At 60.6% G+C, this 19,096-nt stretch carries 17 protein-coding genes and 1 riboswitch; of the genes, 10 read left to right on the forward strand and 7 right to left on the reverse strand.

Translation table 11 applies throughout. The annotated features are described in order from the left end of the window. Positions 1–17 precede the first annotated feature (17 nt). Both ligB and DTP52_RS21235 read left to right on the forward strand, forming a co-directional pair. On the forward strand, positions 18–1,691 hold the full coding sequence (ligB, locus tag DTP52_RS21230; protein ID WP_109755085.1) for an NAD-dependent DNA ligase LigB: 1,674 nt from the start codon (positions 18–20) through the stop codon (positions 1,689–1,691). A gap of 90 nt (positions 1,692–1,781) precedes the next feature. Then, positions 1,782–2,177, forward strand: coding sequence for a DUF1090 domain-containing protein (locus DTP52_RS21235; protein ID WP_109755086.1), 396 nt, complete (start codon positions 1,782–1,784; stop codon positions 2,175–2,177). A 38-nt stretch (positions 2,178–2,215) separates the two neighbouring features. Here DTP52_RS21235 and DTP52_RS21240 read toward each other — a convergent pair whose 3' ends face one another. Further along, on the reverse strand, positions 2,216–2,665 hold the full coding sequence (locus DTP52_RS21240; protein ID WP_109755087.1) for a cytochrome c: 450 nt from the start codon (positions 2,663–2,665) through the stop codon (positions 2,216–2,218). 125 nt (positions 2,666–2,790) lie between these two features. On the opposite strand from DTP52_RS21240, the gene DTP52_RS21245 reads away from it, so the two are divergent. After that, positions 2,791–3,978 (forward strand): murein transglycosylase A, encoded by a 1,188-nt coding sequence (locus tag DTP52_RS21245; protein ID WP_109755088.1) that lies wholly within the window; start codon positions 2,791–2,793, stop codon positions 3,976–3,978. Between the two features lie 152 nt (positions 3,979–4,130). Here the strand turns inward: DTP52_RS21245 and DTP52_RS21250 are convergent, their stop codons facing one another. After that, entirely contained in the window at positions 4,131–4,514 is a 384-nt protein-coding gene (locus tag DTP52_RS21250; protein ID WP_109755089.1) for an MAPEG family protein, read from the reverse strand. 42 nt (positions 4,515–4,556) lie between these two features. Beyond that, on the reverse strand, positions 4,557–5,390 hold the full coding sequence (locus DTP52_RS21255; protein WP_109755090.1) for an EamA family transporter: 834 nt from the start codon (positions 5,388–5,390) through the stop codon (positions 4,557–4,559). Positions 5,391–5,586: 196 nt separating this feature from the next. Here DTP52_RS21255 and DTP52_RS21260 point away from each other — a divergent pair, with 196 nt between their 5' ends. Together DTP52_RS21260 and DTP52_RS21265 are read left to right on the forward strand one after the other, a co-directional pair. Next, positions 5,587–6,747: an MFS transporter gene (locus tag DTP52_RS21260; RefSeq protein WP_109755091.1), complete on the forward strand. Its 1,161-nt coding sequence runs from the start codon at positions 5,587–5,589 to the stop codon at positions 6,745–6,747. Between the two features lie 402 nt (positions 6,748–7,149). Continuing rightward, positions 7,150–8,943 (forward strand): patatin-like phospholipase family protein, encoded by a 1,794-nt coding sequence (locus DTP52_RS21265; RefSeq protein WP_109755092.1) that lies wholly within the window; start codon positions 7,150–7,152, stop codon positions 8,941–8,943. A 37-nt stretch (positions 8,944–8,980) separates the two neighbouring features. On the opposite strand, the gene DTP52_RS21270 is transcribed toward DTP52_RS21265, so the two are convergent. Together DTP52_RS21270 and DTP52_RS21275 are read right to left on the reverse strand one after the other, a co-directional pair. Beyond that, on the reverse strand, positions 8,981–9,862 hold the full coding sequence (locus DTP52_RS21270) for a formate/nitrite transporter family protein (RefSeq protein ID WP_109755093.1): 882 nt from the start codon (positions 9,860–9,862) through the stop codon (positions 8,981–8,983). A 134-nt stretch (positions 9,863–9,996) separates the two neighbouring features. Continuing rightward, complete coding sequence (locus DTP52_RS21275) at positions 9,997–10,398, reverse strand: acyl-CoA thioesterase (RefSeq protein ID WP_072346269.1); 402 nt, start codon at positions 10,396–10,398, stop codon at positions 9,997–9,999. 189 nt (positions 10,399–10,587) lie between these two features. Then, a riboswitch (S-adenosyl-L-homocysteine riboswitch) is annotated at positions 10,588–10,694 on the forward strand. Positions 10,695–10,717: 23 nt separating this feature from the next. On the opposite strand from DTP52_RS21275, the gene ahcY reads away from it, so the two are divergent. The 5 genes from ahcY (at position 10,718) to DTP52_RS21300 (ending at position 17,366) form a co-directional block, all read left to right on the forward strand. Next, the gene (gene ahcY, locus DTP52_RS21280) at positions 10,718–12,127 is read left to right on the forward strand and encodes an adenosylhomocysteinase (RefSeq protein WP_109755094.1); all 1,410 of its coding nucleotides are present in this window, start codon (positions 10,718–10,720) and stop codon (positions 12,125–12,127) included. A gap of 191 nt (positions 12,128–12,318) precedes the next feature. Then, complete coding sequence (gene metF, locus DTP52_RS21285; protein ID WP_109755095.1) at positions 12,319–13,164, forward strand: methylenetetrahydrofolate reductase [NAD(P)H]; 846 nt, start codon at positions 12,319–12,321, stop codon at positions 13,162–13,164. 81 nt (positions 13,165–13,245) lie between these two features. Then, a complete protein-coding gene (locus DTP52_RS21290) occupies positions 13,246–14,328 on the forward strand; it encodes a hypothetical protein (RefSeq protein WP_109755096.1) in 1,083 nt (360 codons plus the stop codon). 134 nt (positions 14,329–14,462) lie between these two features. Then, positions 14,463–15,242, forward strand: a complete 780-nt coding sequence (locus tag DTP52_RS21295) for an ABC transporter substrate-binding protein (protein WP_109755097.1) — start codon at positions 14,463–14,465, stop codon at positions 15,240–15,242. A gap of 261 nt (positions 15,243–15,503) precedes the next feature. Next, positions 15,504–17,366 (forward strand): DEAD/DEAH box helicase, encoded by a 1,863-nt coding sequence (locus DTP52_RS21300; protein WP_109755098.1) that lies wholly within the window; start codon positions 15,504–15,506, stop codon positions 17,364–17,366. Positions 17,367–17,611: 245 nt separating this feature from the next. Here DTP52_RS21300 and DTP52_RS21305 read toward each other — a convergent pair whose 3' ends face one another. Beyond that, positions 17,612–18,208 (reverse strand): YceI family protein, encoded by a 597-nt coding sequence (locus DTP52_RS21305; RefSeq protein WP_109755099.1) that lies wholly within the window; start codon positions 18,206–18,208, stop codon positions 17,612–17,614. A gap of 32 nt (positions 18,209–18,240) precedes the next feature. Next, complete coding sequence (locus DTP52_RS21310) at positions 18,241–18,792, reverse strand: cytochrome b (RefSeq protein ID WP_109755100.1); 552 nt, start codon at positions 18,790–18,792, stop codon at positions 18,241–18,243. Positions 18,793–19,096: the final 304 nt, after the last annotated feature.

Below are 19,096 nucleotides of genomic sequence, written 5' to 3' on the forward strand. Positions count from 1 at the left end.
CAAGCAAGGATGCTTCGATGCTGCCGTTATCACGCACAATCGCCTGTTTCATATTCATCACCGGCCCCGCCATTGCGGCGCCCTGCCCCGACTGGCCCACCGACCGCGCCCAGACGGAGATCGCCGCACTGCAACAGCGAATCGACGAGTGGGACGACACTTATCACCGCTACGGCCGCTCGCTGGTGGCCGACGAGCTTTACGATCAGTCCCGCTTGAAACTGGACCAATGGCGCAATTGCTTTGGCCTTGAAGCACCCGCCACCCCCTTGCGCCCGGGAGCGGGAAAAGTACCGCACCCGGTTGTTCATACCGGCCTGGACAAACTCAAGGACGCCGACGGTGCGAGAGCCTGGTTGCATGACCGGGAGGACGTCTGGGTCCAACCGAAAGTCGATGGCGTGGCGGTGACATTGGTCTATCGTGGAGGCCGCCTGCATCAGGCGATCAGCCGCGGCGACGGGATTCAAGGACAGGACTGGACCTGGGCTGTGCACAAGATCAGCAGCATCCCTCAACGGCTGCGCCAGCCTTTGGACGTGCTTGTCCAGGGCGAGCTGTACTGGCGGCTCAACAGCCATGTCCAGGCCGACAATGGCAGTCTCAATGCCCGGTCGACCATAGCGGGCCTGATGGCGCGCACAAATCTGACGGTGCAAGAGGGGACGTACATCGGCCTGTTTGTCTGGGACTGGCCCGACGGGCCGCATACCCTGCCCGAGCGGATGGCCGCGTTGAGTGAGCTGGGCTTCGCCAACACCCTCGATTACAACCAACCTGTCCGGACCCTCGCTGACGCCGAGCGCTGGCGCGACCATTGGTATCGTACGCCGCTGCCTTTCGCCAGTGACGGGATCGTCCTGCGCCAGAGCCGCCGGCCACCCGCCAAACGCTGGCAGGCTCGGGCACCGTTCTGGGCCGTTGCCTGGAAATACCCATACGCACAAGCCCTGGCCGAGGTGCGCAAGGTGCACTTCAAGGTCGGTCGCACCGGGCGCATCACGCCCGTACTGGAGCTTGAACGCATCCGGCTCGACGACCGGTGGATTCGTCGGGTAAGTGTCAGTTCCCTCAAGCGCTGGGAGGAGATGGACATCCGTCCCGGCGACCAGGTGGCCATCAGCCTGGCCGGGCTGACCATCCCGCGACTCGACAGCGTTGTACTGCGCAGTGTCGAGCGCCAGGAGGTCAACGCTCCGTTGGCCGACGACTACCACGTCCTGAGTTGCTGGCAAGCGACGCCCGGCTGTGAAAGCCAGTTCCTCGCACGCCTGAACTGGCTCAGCGGCAAGCACGGGCTCGCCCTGCCCCATGTCGGTCCCGGCACCTGGGAAAAACTCCTGGCTGCAGGTCGACTCCACGGTTTGCTGGATTGGTTGACCCTTGATGCCGCCGAGCTTGCTAACATTGGTGGCTTCGGCGAACGCAGTAGCGCGCGCCTGCTCGCCAGCCTGGACAGCGCCCGGCAACGCCCTTTCGGGCAATGGCTCAAGGCCCTGGGCCTGCCGCCGGTCGGTGAGGCCCGGCTGGAAGGGCCGTGGCAGGTGCTGGCCGAGCGAAATACCGAACAATGGCAAGCCGAAGCCGGCATCGGACCGGGACGCGCCGCGCAATTGAGCGCATTTTTTCGCGACCCGCAGGTGCTGGCCTTGAGTGAGGAATTACGCACCGCCGGGGTCGACGGTTTTTAATCCGGGCCCCGCGTGGTTGAACCCAAGGGGCAAGCATGCGTTCCAACAGCGCATCTGTACCGACCGCTCGCGATTTTTTACGGAGTTGCTATGAATTTCCTGTCCCCCGTTGCCCTGCTGGTTTTATGCAGCGCCATGGCCGCCCCCTTGATGGCGGACGAGCAAGCCCCGGAGCTCACCGGCTGCGCGGCCAAGCGCCAGGGCATCATCAACCAGATCGAACTGGCCAAGTCCCGCGGCAACCAGGACCAGCAGGCAGGCCTGGAAACCGCGCTGAGTGAAGTCACCACCCACTGCACCGATGCGTCCTTGCGCAAGGAGCGTGAAAACAAGGTGCTCGATGCCAAGCATGAGGTCAGCCGACGTCAGGCCGACCTGGAAAAGGCCATGAAGAAAGGCGACGCCGAGCGGATCAACAAACGCAAGGACAAGCTGGCAGCCTCCCGCAAGGAACTGCAGGAAGCGGTGGATGAGTTGGATAAGTAAGCGGCAAGCTCACAGCTCTGCGCTTGCAGCTGTTTTATTCAATGATCCCGAAATTCCTTATGACAGGCACTGCACGCATCCTCGACCTTCTGGACCGCCGGCCCCAGGTAACTGGCCTTGTAGGGCTGGATTTTGCTGGCGGTCACCAATTCACCGGTGGCGGCTTCAAGATTGCGCGCCAGTTCCTGGAAGCGCGCCTGTTTTTGCCAGACTTCATCCCGGGCGCTGGTGTGGTCTTGCTCGCGTACCTGCGGGAAGTGTTTCCACGGCTCATGGGACAGCTGATCCAGCTGCACCGCGCCGTCGGCAAATCGTGCGCCATCGAACGGGACGCGGCCGCGCAACATGCCGCCCAGCTCTTCGCTGGTCTTGAGCATCTGCTTGAAGATCGCCTTGCGCTGGCCCAGGGGAGAATTGGGATCGACGCCGCCACAGGCGGACAACATCAGGCAGGCCAGCGCTGCCATGGAAAATCGTTTTACAAACATCTTGGCCTCGGGGCAGGAAACGGCGGTTAGTATCCTCGGGTCATCGGTAAAGACCAATGGCCCTATCAACAATACGGGTTGTTCGAGCGCCTGACAGCGTCCGAATGACTGCAAAGGAAATCTTCATGAACAGCCGCATCAAGACCTGGCACAAAGGCCTGGCATTGACCCTACCGCTGATCGCACTGTTGGCCGGTTGTAATCGCGGCGAAAAGGTCGAAGAGCCTCAGACCCATGCCCTCGCCACCTATGTCAGCGCACCGTGGGAAGCGTTGCCGTCGGTGTCCGATGCGGACTTGCTGGCCGGTTTCAGCTCCTGGCGCAGCGCTTGCACCCGTCTCAAGACCGATGCGACCTGGGGCCCGACCTGCGCAGCAGCGGCCAAGGTGCCGCAAACCGCACCGGATGTTCGCAATTTCCTGAAACAGAACCTGGACGTCTACGGCCTGCGCTCGGGGGACAACAGCCCCAATGGCCTGATTACCGGCTACTACGAACCGGTATACCCCGGCAGCCTCACCCAGACCGCTACGGCGAACATCCCGGTCTACGGTGTGCCCGACGACATGATCATTGTGTCGCTGGACAGCATCTACCCTGAGCTCAAGGGCAAACGCCTGCGCGGCCGCCTCGAAGGCCGGGTGCTCAAGCCGTACGACGACGCGGCCACCATCGAAACCAACGGGGTCAAGGCACCGGTCATCGCCTGGCTGACCGACCCCATGAACCTGCAATTCCTGCAAATCCAGGGCTCGGGACGTATTCGCCTCGATGATGGTCGCCAACTGCGCATCGGTTATGCCGACCAGAACGGCCACCCTTACCGCCCCATCGGGCGCTGGCTGGTCGAACAGGGTGAGCTTAAGAAAGAAGACGTGACCATGGGCACCATCAGTGCCTGGGCCAAGGCCAACCCGAACCGTATTCCTGAATTGCTCGGCAGCAATCCCAGCTACGTGTTCTTCAACCGCAACCCCGACAGTAACGAAGGCCCGCGAGGCTCGCTGAATGTACCGCTGACCGCCGGCTACAGCGTGGCGGTGGACCGCAAGGTGATTCCGCTGGGCAGCCTGTTGTGGCTATCCACCACTCGCCCCGACGGCAGTCCCTTGAACCGGCCGGTCGCCGCCCAGGACACTGGCGGCGCGATTGCTGGCGAAGTGCGGGCGGACCTGTTCTGGGGCACAGGCGAGGCGGCAGGGCAATTGGCCGGGGACATGAAGCAACAAGGGCAGATCTGGATGCTGTGGCCCAAGGGCATGGCGTTGCCATCGGTGCCGCAGGTGGCGAACGCGGTTAGCGCCAATCCCTAAGAGATGTGTTGATTGTCCCTGCCCCATCGCGAGCAGGCTCGCTCCCACAGCTGATCTCCAGTGGACACATATTTTGTGTACGGCTAGATCCATTGTGGGAGCGAGCCTGCTCGCGATAGGACCTCACAGAGGCTAGGTCTCAACCGCCAGGCTCAGACCGAAACAAAAAAGAAACTCAAGACCAACCCCACCCCCACGAACCACACCAGCGACCGCAAGATGGCCCAGTCCGCCAGGTAGCAAATGATGTAGAGCAGGCGACTGGTGATGAACAACACCGCCAACACGTTGATAGTCACCAGCTCGGCATTGCCGGCCAGGTGTGCGACGATCACGGCGGCGGCGAAAAACGGGCTGATTTCGAAGCTGTTCAGTTGCGCGGCGTATGCCCGCCGGGGAGCGCCTTCGAGCGAGTCCAAAAAGTCCCGGGGGTCGTGGTTATCCTGCAACCGGTATCTCCCACCGGCCTTGGCGATCCCGACACACAGGTAAGGCAGGAGAAAAGCAATCAACACACACCACAGGGCAACCGTCATACGCACTTCCTTTTCGAGTTTTTAGAGAGAATCGAGCGCCAGTCAGGCTTTCATCACCAGCATGCCAATCAACACCAAAGCGCAAGCTAAGAGCCGCGGCCGGCCAAAAGGTTCTTTCAGGTAGCGCATGCCGAACAGCACCACCAGGATCACACTGATCTCCCGCAGCGCCGCTGCTTCGGCAATCGACCCCAGTTGCATGGCCCACAGCACCAGAGCGTAGCTGAACAAAACGCAGAGTCCGACCGCCAACCCCAACCGCCATTGCTCGCGCCAAAACAGCAAGAACGCCGGTCGCTTGCCGACCAACGCCAGCAACGGGTACGGCCAGGCACTGAGCAGCGTGAGCCAGACCAGGTAATCCAGCGGATGGGACCAACGCCGCAAGGCGTGACCGTCGATAAAGGTGTAGCAACCGATGCACAGGCCGATCAGCGCCACCACCGGCAACATCGACCAGGGCAATCGCTCGCCACCACCGCCCTGCCACAACAGGCAAAGCATGCCGAACGGGATCAGTAAAATGCCGATGATCTGCTGGATCGTCAGTGCTTCACCGGCGAAAATAAATGTCAGGGCCAACACCACCAGCGGCGACAGGCCGCGCATCAACGGATAGACCAGCCCCAGGTCACCGACCCGATAAGCCTGGATCAGCAGATAGCGATACAACAGCTCGAACAGCGCCGAGGCCAGGATCCACGGCCAGATCTCCAACGGCGGCACGGCCACGAAACCCAAGGCCAACGCGACGAACAGCAAGGCGACACTGTCCATGCACGCCACCACCAGCAAACGCTCGCCACTGAACTTGATCAGCGTATTCCACGCCGCATGCAACAGCGCCGCCACCAACACCAAGGCCGTTGCAATCACGGCACGCTCCTTATTCCATTCAGAGAATTGATTCGCCATCCATCCGCGGCCGTTTATACTGCAAGCGACCACGCCGCACTCAGTTGCGCATACACCTATTCCAATAATTTCGCTGTTGCCCCGTTCACTCGAACCGGTGGTGTCGGCATGCGTATGCCTGATCAGAGCGTCAAGACTACAGACAGAGACCTTGCGCATGCCACTCGCCTTGCTTGCTTTGGCCGTCGCCGCTTTCGGCATCGGCACGACTGAATTCGTCATCATGGGGCTGTTGCCCGATGTCGCCCGTGACCTGGCGGTGAGCATTCCCCAGGCCGGGTTGCTGATCACCGGCTATGCCCTGGGCGTGGTGTTCGGCGCTCCGATCCTGGCCATCGGCACCGCCAATATGCCGCGCAAGGCGACGCTGCTGGGCATGACCCTGATGTTCATCCTCGGTAACGTCCTCTGCGCCCTGGCGCCGAACTACACCACGCTGATGGCCGCGCGAGTCATCACCGCGCTGTGCCATGGGGCGTTCTTTGGCATCGGCTCGGTAGTGGCGGCCGGGTTGGTGGCGCCGAACAAACGGGCCCAGGCCATTGCGATGATGTTCACCGGCCTGACCCTGGCAAACGTGTTGGGCGTGCCGTTGGGCACGGCCTTGGGCCAATACGCCGGCTGGCGCTCGACCTTCTGGGCGGTATCGGTGATCGGGGTGATCGCAGCCATCGCCCAATGGGTCTGGCTGCCCAAGGAAATCCCCATGGACAAGGCCAACCTGGCCAGCGAGTTCAAAGTCCTGGGCAAGGTCAACGTATTGCTCGCTCTCGGCATGAGCGTGCTGGCCTCCACCAGCCTGTTCAGCGTGTTCACCTACATCGCGCCGATCCTTCAAGACATCACCGGTGTCAGTCCCCATGGCATCACCATCATGCTGCTGTTGTTCGGCGTTGGCCTGACGGCGGGCAGTTTCCTCGGTGGGCGCCTGGCCGACCGACGCCTGCTGCCCTCGCTGGTGGGCATGGCCCTGGCCGTGGTGCTGGTGTTGGCCGCGTTCAGCCAGACCAGCCAGTCGGTGATTCCGGCGGCGATCACCCTGGTGCTGTGGGGTGTCTTCGCCTTCGCCCTGTGCCCGATCCTGCAATTGCTGATCATCGACCAAGCCCACGAAGCACCGAACCTCGGCTCTACGCTGAATCAGAGCGCGTTCAATCTCGGCAACGCGGCTGGGGCGTGGATTGGCGGGTTGGTGGTGGCCAGTGGTGCGGATCTGGCGGATCTGCCATGGACCGGGGCGTTGGTCGGAGGCCTCACGGTGTTGACTGCCTTATTCTTTATCTACCGACAACGTCGTTCGGTGGCAGTCGCTGTTTGAGGGGCTGAGAAATCTGCCCTGCCCGTGAGCGAATAGGCGACGCTTTCAGTAAGACTTTGTCCCCATCCGTGCGAGCTGTTTTACCTACTTTCCAAAAGCCTTGTTCCAGAGCGCTTTTCATTGAAATCCGCCGAGTGCTGTTTGCAGCCGGCGGATGTTTGTCCAATTGAGTCGCCACGCAATAATCCCTCGGATTTTGCTTAGAGTTCGGTCCCCCACGGGTACAAGGAACGAACCAGAATGCTAGCAATCTCGCAACAGCCCCCTCCCCGTAGCTCTTTTGAGAGCACAGACCAGATCACAAGACCAGCGAATCCTGGAGATGACTGCCTATTGGTAGACCGCGCGACAGGCCGGTCGATATCCATCATTCGACATGGCGACGGTAGTGTCGAAGTCACCATGAATCGCCCCCCCATTACGGACTTGGTCCTGAGTGGCGGTGGCGCCAAGGGGGCGGCTTACTCCGGACTTGTCGAAGCCCTCGAAGCCAACGGTCTCATGGGTAATATCAGAACGATTTCAGGCTCCTCTGCAGGGGCCATATCGGCCGCCGTACTCGCCAGCGGCATGAGTCATGCGTGTTTCGACCAGATCCTTGACGATATTCCCCTCACGTCCTTGCTCGACAGCACCCACCCTATCGTTAAAACACTCCAGAACGCCTGGTCGAAGCTGGGCGAAAAACTGAAAAGCGTTCCGCTGGCGCAATTGTTGTGTGATCTGTTGCCACGCCTGGGCTCCAAGGGGATACCGCTGGAGAATCTGATCCGGGAGAAATCCTGCGCGGCGCTTTTGCAACGCTGCGACGATCACTCGGAACCTCTCTCCGAGAAAGCGCAACAAGCCATTGCCAATGTGAGACAGAACCAATACGTCACCTTTGCTGACCTGGCAGTCCTGAGCAAAGAGATCCCACAGATCAAGACCGTGGAAATCACCGGCACCGCCATGTTCGAGGAAGGCACGCAATTGGTGGTGTTCAGCGAGAAGACCACGCCGAATATGGACATTGCCGTGGCCGCGCTTATCTCCGCGTCGCTGCCGGTCGTCTTCAGCAAGCCGACCCAGCAAGGGCTGCCATTCCAACAGAACGATGAGAAACGTATTGAAACCACGGCATTTGCCGATGGCGGCATTCTGAACAACACACCGGTACCTGACATCTATAATCCGGCGACCTCCATGAGCCCGATCCCGGACAGCGAGTCTTTGATCCTGGTGTTCGAGTCTGAAGAATCGGACCAGGAAAACCAGCGGGGTACGGGCATCTCGGCCCTGATCGACAGCGTTCTCAAGGCCCCCCATACGGCTAGCGCCGCGTGGAATGCCAAGCAACTGAAGCGCTTTGCCGACCAGATCGTCGTCGTACCGCTGAAAACCGAAAAAGGCGATTACCGTGGCCTGTTGAGTGGAACGGTCAATTTCGGCATGTCCGAGGAGATCAAGAATTATCTCCAGGAAGAGCTGCGCAAGGTTGTCCAAAGCTATCTGGACGAGCGCTACGCCACGCAGCAAACCTTTGCATTTGTCTCGATCGAGGACGCCCTGCTGGCGTTGAGCGACAAGGATTTCGAACCGCTGAGCGCAGAACTGGAAGACGACAAAGCCTGCACCGAGGTGATTGCCTTCAGGCGCCACGCACAACAGGCGTTGACGCAATTGAAGGAAGCGATCCAAGCGGCCAACGAAACACCTTCTAAGCTTGAACCCACCTCGCAAATGCACATGGCCATCAGGGCCCTCGACCAACTTGCGGATCAACCCGGCAAGCTGCAATGGCTAGCTAAACGCCTCAATCACGGCAATGACCCGGACTTCATGCAATTCCTGCAGGCCGCCGCCGAGTGGGACAAAGGCGCGACCAGCGCCATTTCCGAGGTGACCCGTCACGCCGTCGAGCAAATGCACCAGCAGGACATTGCCACGCGCATCCATAACGTCGTGCAAAACGTGCTGCATCCCACACTCTTCCGCAGCGGCCAGCCCAGTGCAAACATCAAGCTGATAGAAGGGGCAATCCGGGACCTTCAGGAAGTGCAAGATCCAAAGAGGTTCAACAATTCACTGGCGCAGAGGATCGCGTTCAACAAAGCACTCGAACGGGTCATCGCCAACTACAGGTCGCGCTACATGGGAACGCTTGATCCGAAGTCAACAACCCGCAAGACCCTGAGCAACATGCTATTCAATTAACGCCAACCACGCCGGGAGCCTGCGATCAGGCTCCCATTCATTCCGAGTCGCCACGCGGCCTTGCCGCTCCTGACGGCTTATCTTTGGGCGGGCCGACTTCGCTACGAATCTGCGCATGACTGATCAAAGCGAAGATAAAACTCCCACCGACGATATTGCCCGCCAACGTCGGCCCGGCAAACACCATCCAGAAGTCCTCCCACGACAACTGACCGGCAAACACCAGGTAGGACACTTCCGCCGAGCCGACGACGATGTGAGTGAAATCCCCCAGCGCCATGAGATAAGTGATCAGAATGATGATCCACATCTTGGCGCTTTCCATGGAGGGGATCATCCAGACCATGGTGGCGATCATCCAGCCGGAAATGATGCCCTTGGCAAACATCTGGCCGGTGTCGTTTTCCATAACCTTGCGGCCGATCTCCAGGAAAGCCTGGTCAGTGCGCTGGTCGAAAATCGGCAGGTGCAACATCACGTAGGCCACCAGCAAGGTGCCACACAGATTGCCCACCAGCACCACGCCCCAGAGCCGGATCAACCGCCCGAAATTGCCCAGGGTGGGCTTGCTCATGATCGGTAGCACCGCGGTCAGGGTGTTTTCGGTGAACAATTGCTGGCGGGCCAGGATCACCGCGAGAAAACCGGCGCAATAACCGAAGCTGGCGATGACCTTGAAGCCTTCGTGGTCCGGCAGCCGGGAGTTGAGCAACCCCATCGCCATCAGTGACAGGCCCATGGTCAACCCCGCCGCCAGGGCCGACCACCAGAGCGCAGCGATACTGCGCTCAAGTTCCTGGTTGCCCTGGGTGCGGATGATTTCATGCAACACGGCAGCCCGCGGCGGCTGGTTGCGGTCGACTTCGTGCTGTTCCTGAGCCGAGAGATCAGGGGTCTTGCCGTCTTTATGGGTGTCCATACAGCTCCTGAACCGGTGGCGTGATGTACCTACGACACGTGGCGTTCGGAGCTGTTCAGTCTCCCACAGGGGATGGACGTCCCATGCCTTACCCGAACCAGTGTGGGAGCCTGCACGCGATGGCGCCGCCGATCTCACTCGACAACATCATCCTTGAACTGATCCTTGACGTATTTGATCTCGGTCCGCCCATGAGGCGCGGGCAAACCGTCCTCACCAAGGTTGACGAAAACCATCTTCTCCACGGTCAGGATGCTCTTGCGGGTGATTTTGTTGCGCACCTCGCAGGTCAGGGTGATGGAGGTGCGGCCAAATTCGGTGGCGGTGATGCCCAGCTCGATGATGTCGCCCTGGCGCGAGGCACTGACGAAGTTGATTTCCGAAATGTACTTGGTGACCACGCGCTGGTTGCCGAGCTGGACGATGGCGTAGATCGCCGCTTCTTCGTCTATCCAGCGCAACAGGCTGCCACCGAACAGTGTGCCGTTGGGGTTGAGGTCTTCGGGCTTGACCCATTTGCGGGTGTGGAAATTCATGTTCACTCCTGAGCGCCTGGCCGATGAATGGCTGCATCATGGCAGACCCGGCAGGCAGGCTCTACATCGCGGCCCCTATAACGATCATCGGCAATTTTGATTTGCCGACAGAAACCCTTTTGGAAGATCCGGTTAGCCCGTTATAATCGCCCCGCTTTACCGGTCCACGCTTTGGACCGTTCCCGCCACCTGTCCGAGGGGCGCTGCAGCAGGCTCGACCTGTCAGGCTCGGATGGGGCGTTGTTCGTACGGGGCTCCCCATACGGACACTAAACGCACAACGGCGCCCATTCGCATACATTACGAATGGAGGCTCTTCATGAGCGCTGTTATTACGCCTGCCGCTTTTACCGATTACAAAGTCGCCGACATGTCCCTGGCTGCCTGGGGCCGTCGCGAAATCATCATCGCCGAATCCGAAATGCCAGCCCTGATGGGCCTGCGCCGCAAGTACGCCGGCGAGCAACCGCTCAAGGGCGCGAAGATCCTCGGCTGCATCCACATGACCATCCAGACCGCCGTGCTGATCGAAACCCTGGTTGCCCTGGGTGCCGAAGTGCGCTGGTCGTCCTGCAACATCTTCTCGACCCAGGACCAGGCCGCTGCCGCCATTGCCGCTGCCGGTATCCCGGTATTCGCCTGGAAAGGCGAAACCGAGCAAGAGTACGAGTGGTGCCTGGAGCAAACCATCCTCAAGGATGGCCAGCCATGGGACACCAACATGATCCTCGACGACGGCGGTGACCTGACCGAGCTGCTGCACAAGAAATACGCGGCCGTGCTGGAAAACGTCCACGGTGTGACCGAAGAAACCACCACCGGCGTACACCGCCTGCTGGACATGCTGGCCAAGGGCGAACTGAAGATCCCGGCCATCAACGTCAACGACTCGGTCACCAAGAGCAAGAACGACAACAAGTACGGCTGCCGTCACAGCCTCAACGACGCCATCAAGCGCGGCACCGACCACTTGCTGTCCGGCAAACAGGCCCTGGTGATCGGCTACGGTGACGTGGGCAAGGGTTCGTCCCAGTCCCTGCGCCAGGAAGGCATGATCGTCAAGGTGTCCGAAGTCGACCCGATCTGCGCCATGCAGGCCTGCATGGACGGTTTCGAACTGGTTTCGCCGTTTATCGACGGGATCAACGATGGCACCGAAGCGAGCATCGACAAAGCGCTGCTGGGCAAGATCGACCTGATCGTGACCACCACCGGCAACGTCAATGTCTGCGACGCCAACATGCTCAAGGCCCTGAAAAAGCGCGCCGTGGTCTGCAACATCGGTCACTTCGACAATGAAATCGACACCGCTTTCATGCGCAAGAACTGGGCATGGGAAGAAGTGAAGCCACAGGTGCACAAGGTTCACCGCACCGGCACTGGTAGCTTCGACCCACAGAACGACGACTACCTGATCCTGCTGGCCGAAGGCCGCCTGGTGAACCTGGGCAACGCCACTGGCCACCCAAGCCGCATCATGGACGGTTCGTTCGCCAACCAGGTCCTGGCCCAGATCTTCCTGTTCGGCCAGAAATACGCCGACCTGTCGCCAGCCCAGAAAGCCGAGCGCCTGACCGTGGAAGTACTGCCCAAGAAGCTCGACGAAGAAGTGGCCCTGGAAATGGTCCGCGGTTTCGGCGGTGTGGTCACCAAGCTGACCAAGCAACAGGCTGACTACATCGGCGTTACCGTCGAAGGCCCGTTCAAGCCGCACGCTTACCGCTACTGATCGGTTCTATTGCCTGCTCTCCCTGTGGGAGCGGGCTCTTTGTGGGAGCGAGCTTGCTCGCGATGCAGACACCTCGATTAAGCTGTCAGGCCGAGGCGATGCCAATCGCGAGCAGGCTCGCTCCCACATGAGTCCGCTCCTACAAGGAATGTGCAGGCCTCCCAGGCTTACGCGTTTCCAAGGATATGACCATGTCCCAAGACCGTCGCTACAGCTTCGAGTTCTTCCCGACGAAGACCGATGCTGGGCATGAAAAACTGATCGCCACTGCCCGTCAGTTGGCCAGCTACAACCCCGACTTCTTCTCCTGCACCTATGGCGCTGGCGGTTCGACCCGTGACCGCACCCTAAACACCGTGTTGCAACTCGAAAGCGAAGTCAAAATCCCCGCCGCCCCTCACCTGTCCTGCGTGGGCGACAGCAAGGACGATCTGCGCAGCCTGTTGACCCAATACAAGGCCGCTGGCATCAAGCGCATCGTCGCCCTGCGTGGCGACCTGCCGTCGGGCATGGGCATGGCTAGCGGCGAGCTGCGCCACGCCAACGAACTGGTGAGTTTCATTCGTGAAGAAACCGGCGAGCACTTCCACATCGAAGTGGCTGCGTATCCGGAAATGCACCCGCAAGCGCGCAACTTCGAAGACGATCTGCGCAACTTCGTGCGCAAGGCCAATGCTGGCGCCAACAGCGCGATTACCCAGTACTTCTTCAACGCCGACAGTTACTTCTACTTCGTCGAGCGTGTACGCAAGTTAGGGGTCGACATCCCTGTCGTGCCGGGGATCATGCCGATCACCAACTACAGCAAGCTGGCGCGTTTCTCCGACGCGTGCGGTGCAGAAATCCCACGCTGGATCCGCAAGCAGCTGGAAGCCTATGGCGACGACGCCTCGAGCATCCAAAGCTTCGGCGAGGAAGTCATCACGCAAATGTGTGAGCGTTTGTTGCAAGGCGGCGCACCGGGGCTGCATTTCTATACCCTTAACCAGGCCGAGCCGAGCCTCGCGGTATGGAACAACCTCAAGCTGCCACGCTGATGACTTGATGCGCTGGTACAAGAGGCCTTGGCGAAAACCAAGGCCTTTTTTTTTAAGCACATATCTGGAGGATTGCAGTAGATGCCCAATGGTCACAGGCTAACGACCCCACAGCTCATTTATCTGGTCTACGGGGCCGAAACCTATCACCAGGAAGCGTTGTTCAGCATCGCCAGCGCGTTGGCCGGCCTGCGCAAGACGCCGGACGAAGCATTGGATATCCAGGTGTTCACCGACAATCCCGCACCGTACGAAGGGCTGCCGGTGCGTTTGCGCCCGTTGGACAACGAGACCCGCCAGGCCTGGATCGAACCCCACGGCTATCACTTCCGCGCCAAGCACGTGGTGATGCAGAAAGTGCTCGAAGAAGCCGAAGTAGCGCTGCTGATCGACACCGACACTTTTTTCCACTGCTCCCCCCTCGAACTGTTCCGCCGCGTCCGGCCTGGCACGCTGCTGTGCAACGCTTTCGGCCTGACGTATGGCGCCAACAAGGATTCCGGGCTGTACCTGACACTGGCCGATACCCTGCGCCAGCGGCAATTGGCAGACGACGACATGCCGTTGTTGAACTCGGGGGTCATTGGCCTCAACTGCGCGGATACCGCGGTCCTGGATCGCTCCCTCGCCCTGATGGATGAACTGTATCCATTGGCGCAGGGTGCCTACACACTGGAAGAATTCTGTCTTTCGGTAGCGGCCTATCGCTCGGTGCAGGTGCGCGAATGCCCGGACCTGATCCATCATTACTGGAGCCGCAAGCAACTGTTCCGCGCCAAGACCAAAGCCTGGCTCGACAAACACCGCGCCGCGCCGGTTTGCCAACGGGCCCTGGATGAAACCGGGCAAGTCACTGCCACCCTGCCCCGGCCGCCGGCCTTCCAACGCCTGGCCTACAAGGTCGTTACCCTGGCGCTGCCCAATCATAAACGCCAATTCATGCGCGAAATCCTCTATGGCTGCTACCGCCACACCAACCAGTTCGACCAGGCCTGCGCGCCGGTCTGGTGGGAAAAAGCCCTGGAGAACGTCGAACACCGCCTGGAAAAACCGTTGCAGGACCATGAGCTCAAACGCTGGCTCAATCATCCGCTGATTCGCCTGGTACTGGGTGAGCGCCGCGTAGCCATCTATGAGCACTTGATGCAGGCAAAGGACAATTAGCAGCCTGCGTGGCTAGTTCGTTAGTTCAAATTCGGATGCCAGAAGTTGAACTGACTGGAATAACCACACAGGCCACGAGGGCGCAGGCCAGAGCGCTCTAGCTATTTGATGAGCTCTCGTCGTAACCTCAGGCCATGCCCGTCATTGTCCAGCTGCTGACCGCCCTTCTCCTCCTGTGCCTGAGCATGACTGCCCGGGCCGAGAAGTTGCGCATTGTCACCGAACCCTGGGCCCCGTATGTCTACGAAGAGCAGGGCAAGATGCTAGGCCTGGACTACGAAACCACGGCCATCGTGTTCAAGCGCCTGGGCATCGACGTGGAATGGCAGTTCCTGCCATGGAAGCGTTGCCTGGTGATGCTGGAGCAGGGGCTGGCGGACGGTGCGCTGGACATTTTTCACAGCGATAAGCGCGATGCCATGCTGCTTTACCCCAGCGAACCGCTGTCGGACGTGGAGTTCGTGATGTTCTACGCCAATGCCCGGCCCCATCCGTTTCGTACCCTCGATGACTTGGGCGGCCTGACCATCGGCACCTCGCCCGGTTATCTGTACAGCCAGGCTTTCAGTGAGTCGACCCTGTTCACCCGTGAAACGGCGCCCACCCACGAAGCCAATTTCGGCAAGTTGCAACTGGGGCGGATCGATCTGCTCATCACCGACCGCAGGGTGGGCCGGCATGTACTTGAACAAATGCGGTTGGGCGACCAGATTACCGAAAACCCGACGGTTGTGAGCCGTCAAAGCCAATACCTGGCGGTGCGGCGCAACGCCGGGATGGATTTGCTGGTGCAACGCTTCGGTGCCGAACTCAAGCGTTTCAAGCGCGAACCGGCCTATGCCGAACTGAGCGCCCGTTACGGCGCCGGCCCGATTGCCAAGGTCGCCTCGCCCGGTCAGGCAACGCTGAAATAAACCGTTGAGCAGCGGGAAAGCGGCGCGCGGCGTTTGCTCTGTTATACTCCGGCCTTCCCGCCAGGCTCACGCCCGGACGCCCGGCCTTGCAAAAGGCATCCCGACACCGCTACAGCGCAGCCTACAGCCCGCGCGAGCCTTGTCCGGACCCGCCTTTGAGGCCCGGCAGGACCGGACGGGATGACGTCTTTTTGTTGAACGTCGTTCGCGCCAGGCAAGACTATCCCATTGGGCCAGGCCCTCACTAAAACAGGATTACTCATGTCCTTTGCTTCCCTCGGTCTCTCCGAGGCTTTAGTCCGCGCCATCGAGGCCGCCGGCTACACCGAGCCTACCCCGGTGCAACAGCGGGCCATCCCCGCCGTGTTGCAAGGTCGCGACCTGATGGTCGCGGCGCAGACAGGTACTGGTAAAACCGGCGGTTTCGCCCTTCCGATCCTGGAGCGGTTGTTTCCCAACGGTCACCCAGACAAATCCCAGCGTCATGGCCCGCGCCAACCGCGCGTACTGGTCCTGACCCCAACCCGCGAACTGGCGGCCCAGGTCCACGAGAGCTTCAAGATCTATGCTCGCGACCTGAAGTTCGTCAGCGCCTGCATTTTTGGCGGCGTCGGCATGAACCCCCAGGTCCAGGCCATGTCCCGTGGCGTCGATGTACTGGTGGCCTGTCCCGGTCGCCTGCTGGACCTGGCCGGCCAGGGCAGCGTCGATTTGTCCCACGTCGAAATCCTCGTGCTGGACGAAGCCGACCGCATGCTCGACATGGGCTTTGTCCATGACGTGAAGAAAGTGCTCGCCCGCCTGCCCGCCAAGCGGCAGAACCTGCTGTTCTCGGCAACGTTCTCCAAGGACATCACCGACCTGGCTGGCAAGTTGCTGCACAACCCGGAGCGCATCGAAGTCACGCCGCCGAACACCACGGTCGAGCGCATCGAGCAACGCGTATTCCGCCTGCCGGCCAGCCACAAGCGCGCCCTGCTGGCGCACCTGATTACCGCCGGTGCCTGGGAACAGGTCCTGGTGTTCACCCGTACCAAGCACGGCGCCAACCGCCTGGCCGAGTACCTGGACAAGCACGGCCTGCCGGCAGTGGCGATCCACGGTAACAAGAGCCAGAACGCCCGCACCAAGGCCCTCGCCGACTTCAAGGCCGGCGAAGTACGCATCCTGGTAGCCACCGATATCGCGGCCCGTGGCCTGGACATCGACCAGTTGCCCCACGTGGTCAACTTCGAGCTGCCAAACGTCGATGAAGATTACGTTCACCGTATCGGCCGTACGGGCCGGGCCGGTCGTTCGGGCGAAGCGATCTCGCTGGTCGCGCCGGACGAAGAAAAGCTGCTCAAAAGCATCGAGCGCATGACCAAGCAGAAAATTGCCGACGGCGACCTGATGGGCTTCGATGCCAGCACCATCGAGGCCGAGAAGCCTGAAGTGCGCGAACGTCCGGATGTGCGCAATCCGCGCAATGCCCGTGGCCCACGTGGCGACGGCCCGAATGGCGGCGGTGGCGGCGGTGGCCGCAAGGACAAAGGCAAGGACAAGGGCAAGGAAAAACCGGCCAGCAACAGCCGTGGCGAACGCCCAGCCCGCGAACAGAAGCCCCGCGAAGGCACTCCAGCCCGTGAGCAGCAGCGCCCAGTCCCACGCGCCGCAGCCGATCGTGCCCCGGACGAGTTCCTGGACGACGACATCGACAACTTCGGTAACCGCGTCGACTACGTGCCGCAGCAGAAACCGGCCCAGGGCCGTGGTCGCCGCCCAGGCGCACCGGCACAGGGCGCGGGTGCAGGCGCTCCGCGCAGTGGCCAGCCACAGGGTCGCCAGAACGGCCCGCGCAACAGCAACGGCTCGTCCACCGGCACTCCGCCGGCCAAGCGCAACGGCCCACGCAACGGTGCCCCGCGTGACGGCCAGGCTCGTCGCGATGACACCCGCCCGCGCCGCCCGGCCCGCGACGACCAGCCGCGTCAGGAACCCGCCGTGCAGAACCCACGCAGCAACCAGCCGAAGATCATGCACAAGGAATCGAAAGCCGATCGCTTCCCGACGCCTGAGCAGCTGGATCAACTGCCTAGCCGTCCACGGGGCGAGAAACCGGCATTGCTGACGCGTAATCGCTGAGTTTTTCCAAGCCTTGAAAAATGCCCCGGGTCTCGCGACCCGGGGCATTTCATTTGATGGACTCTGATCCAACCCTGTGGGAGCGAGCCTGCTCGCGATAGCGGTGGGTCAGTCACCGCTCTTTTCATGTACCGGCCTCATCGCGAGCAGGCTCGCTCCCACAGGGACACTGTGTTGTCGAAATCCGCGTAATAAAAAACGCCCCTGATCGCAAGACCAGGGGCGTTTTTTGTCAGGCGCGAAGATTATTTCGCTTTGACACCTTCAAACGAGACATACAGTTCGACCGCATCGGAAGTTGGACCCAGGTCTTTCTGCTTGCCGAAGTCCGAACGCTTGATGCTGGTGGTGCCTTCGAAACCGGCACGGTAACCGCCCCATGGGTCCTTGCCTTCACCCAGGAAAGTGGCCTTGACCACGACCGGCTTGGTCACGCCCAGCAGGGTCAGGTTGCCGGTCACGTCGGCCGTTTCCTTGCCATCGGCGTTCTTGCCGGTGGACTTGACGCTGGTGGAAACGAAGGTGGCCTTGTCGAATTTGCCCACGTTCAGGAAGTCAGCGCTGGCAATGTGCTTATCGCGTTCGGCGTGGTTGGTGAATACGCTGGCGGTGTGCACATTGAACTCGATCTTGCTGTCTTCAGGCTTGGCAGCGTCGAAGCTGAACTTGCCGTCGATGTCCTTGAAGGTACCGGTGATGTAGCTATAGCCCAGGTGGCTGATCTTGAAGTCAACGAAGGCGTGCTGGCCTTCCTTGTCGACCACGTAGTCGGCAGCCATGGCCTGACCGGCCGACAGCAGGGCAGAACCGATTGCCAGGGCGGCGAGCGTCTTTTTCAACATGCTTTCTATTCCTTTGGAGTCGAGGTTGAACATCAGGCTTGGCGTCCCAGCATGCGCTTGAGGGTCGCGTCACGGTCGATAAAGTGGTGTTTCAATGCAGCCAACGCATGAAGGCCGGAAAAAATTACCAGCGCCCATGCCAGGTACAGGTGAATCTGGCCGGCGACGTCTGCCTGATCGGGCAGTCCGGACACCAGCGCGGGTACTTCAAACAGGCCAAACACCGGAATCCCGACACCGTCTGCGGTGGAAATCAGGTAACCGGCAATCATCACGGCGAACAGCCCGAGATACAGTGCGCTATGACCGAGCTTGGCGCCGGCGCGAGTCAGGCGACCATAGGTTTCAAGGGTCGGTGGCGGCGGGCTGACGAAACGCCAGAGCACTCGCAGCAACATGACCGCCAGCAACACCAGGCCAATGCTCTTGTGCAGGTCCGGTGCGTCTTTGCGCCAGGCGCTGTAGTAATCCAGGCCAACCATCCACAAGCCCAGGGCGAACAGCCCGTACACCGCCAGCGCCACGCCCCAGTGCAGAGCGATACTGACCCAGCCATAGCGAGAAGAGGAGTTGCGTAGCTGCATTGCTCATATCCTGTAAAAACTGCGATCAAGACTAGCGAGTTATCTATCGATTTAAAGCGGAAAATTTCGCTTTGAAATATCGAGAAATACGATGATCAGTCTGGAGGGGGTGGGTTAAGGAAAGATTAAAGCGATACATCGGTATGTCATGAAGGCATCGGGGTGCCAGATGCGGCCCCATCGCGAGCAAGCCCGCTCCCACAGGGGATTTTTGGTGAGCACAGAATCTGCGCTCACTTCGATCAAAACTGTGTGAGCGAGCTTGCTCGCGATAGCGGTTTTGCAGGCAAAAAAAAGCGCGGCA

It is taken from the genome of Pseudomonas sp. 43mfcvi1.1 (assembly GCF_900115935.1).
GTDB classification, from domain to species: Bacteria; Pseudomonadota; Gammaproteobacteria; order Pseudomonadales; family Pseudomonadaceae; genus Aquipseudomonas; species Aquipseudomonas bijieensis.

What these genes read in the sequence shown, in the direction of transcription:
- ligB (WP_109755085.1), top strand. Translation starts at nt 18, where the DNA reads ATGCTGCCGTTATCACGCACAATCGCCTGTTTCATATTCATCACCGGC.
- DTP52_RS21235 (WP_109755086.1), top strand. Translation starts at nt 1,782, where the DNA reads ATGAATTTCCTGTCCCCCGTTGCCCTGCTGGTTTTATGCAGCGCCATG.
- DTP52_RS21240 (WP_109755087.1), bottom strand. Translation starts at nt 2,665, where the DNA reads ATGTTTGTAAAACGATTTTCCATGGCAGCGCTGGCCTGCCTGATGTTG.
- DTP52_RS21245 (WP_109755088.1), top strand. Translation starts at nt 2,791, where the DNA reads ATGAACAGCCGCATCAAGACCTGGCACAAAGGCCTGGCATTGACCCTA.
- DTP52_RS21250 (WP_109755089.1), bottom strand. Translation starts at nt 4,514, where the DNA reads ATGACGGTTGCCCTGTGGTGTGTGTTGATTGCTTTTCTCCTGCCTTAC.
- DTP52_RS21260 (WP_109755091.1), top strand. Translation starts at nt 5,587, where the DNA reads ATGCCACTCGCCTTGCTTGCTTTGGCCGTCGCCGCTTTCGGCATCGGC.
- DTP52_RS21265 (WP_109755092.1), top strand. Translation starts at nt 7,150, where the DNA reads ATGAATCGCCCCCCCATTACGGACTTGGTCCTGAGTGGCGGTGGCGCC.
- DTP52_RS21270 (WP_109755093.1), bottom strand. Translation starts at nt 9,862, where the DNA reads ATGGACACCCATAAAGACGGCAAGACCCCTGATCTCTCGGCTCAGGAA.
- DTP52_RS21275 (WP_072346269.1), bottom strand. Translation starts at nt 10,398, where the DNA reads ATGAATTTCCACACCCGCAAATGGGTCAAGCCCGAAGACCTCAACCCC.
- ahcY (WP_109755094.1), top strand. Translation starts at nt 10,718, where the DNA reads ATGAGCGCTGTTATTACGCCTGCCGCTTTTACCGATTACAAAGTCGCC.
- metF (WP_109755095.1), top strand. Translation starts at nt 12,319, where the DNA reads ATGTCCCAAGACCGTCGCTACAGCTTCGAGTTCTTCCCGACGAAGACC.
- DTP52_RS21290 (WP_109755096.1), top strand. Translation starts at nt 13,246, where the DNA reads ATGCCCAATGGTCACAGGCTAACGACCCCACAGCTCATTTATCTGGTC.
- DTP52_RS21295 (WP_109755097.1), top strand. Translation starts at nt 14,463, where the DNA reads ATGCCCGTCATTGTCCAGCTGCTGACCGCCCTTCTCCTCCTGTGCCTG.
- DTP52_RS21300 (WP_109755098.1), top strand. Translation starts at nt 15,504, where the DNA reads ATGTCCTTTGCTTCCCTCGGTCTCTCCGAGGCTTTAGTCCGCGCCATC.
- DTP52_RS21305 (WP_109755099.1), bottom strand. Translation starts at nt 18,208, where the DNA reads ATGTTGAAAAAGACGCTCGCCGCCCTGGCAATCGGTTCTGCCCTGCTG.
- DTP52_RS21310 (WP_109755100.1), bottom strand. Translation starts at nt 18,792, where the DNA reads ATGCAGCTACGCAACTCCTCTTCTCGCTATGGCTGGGTCAGTATCGCT.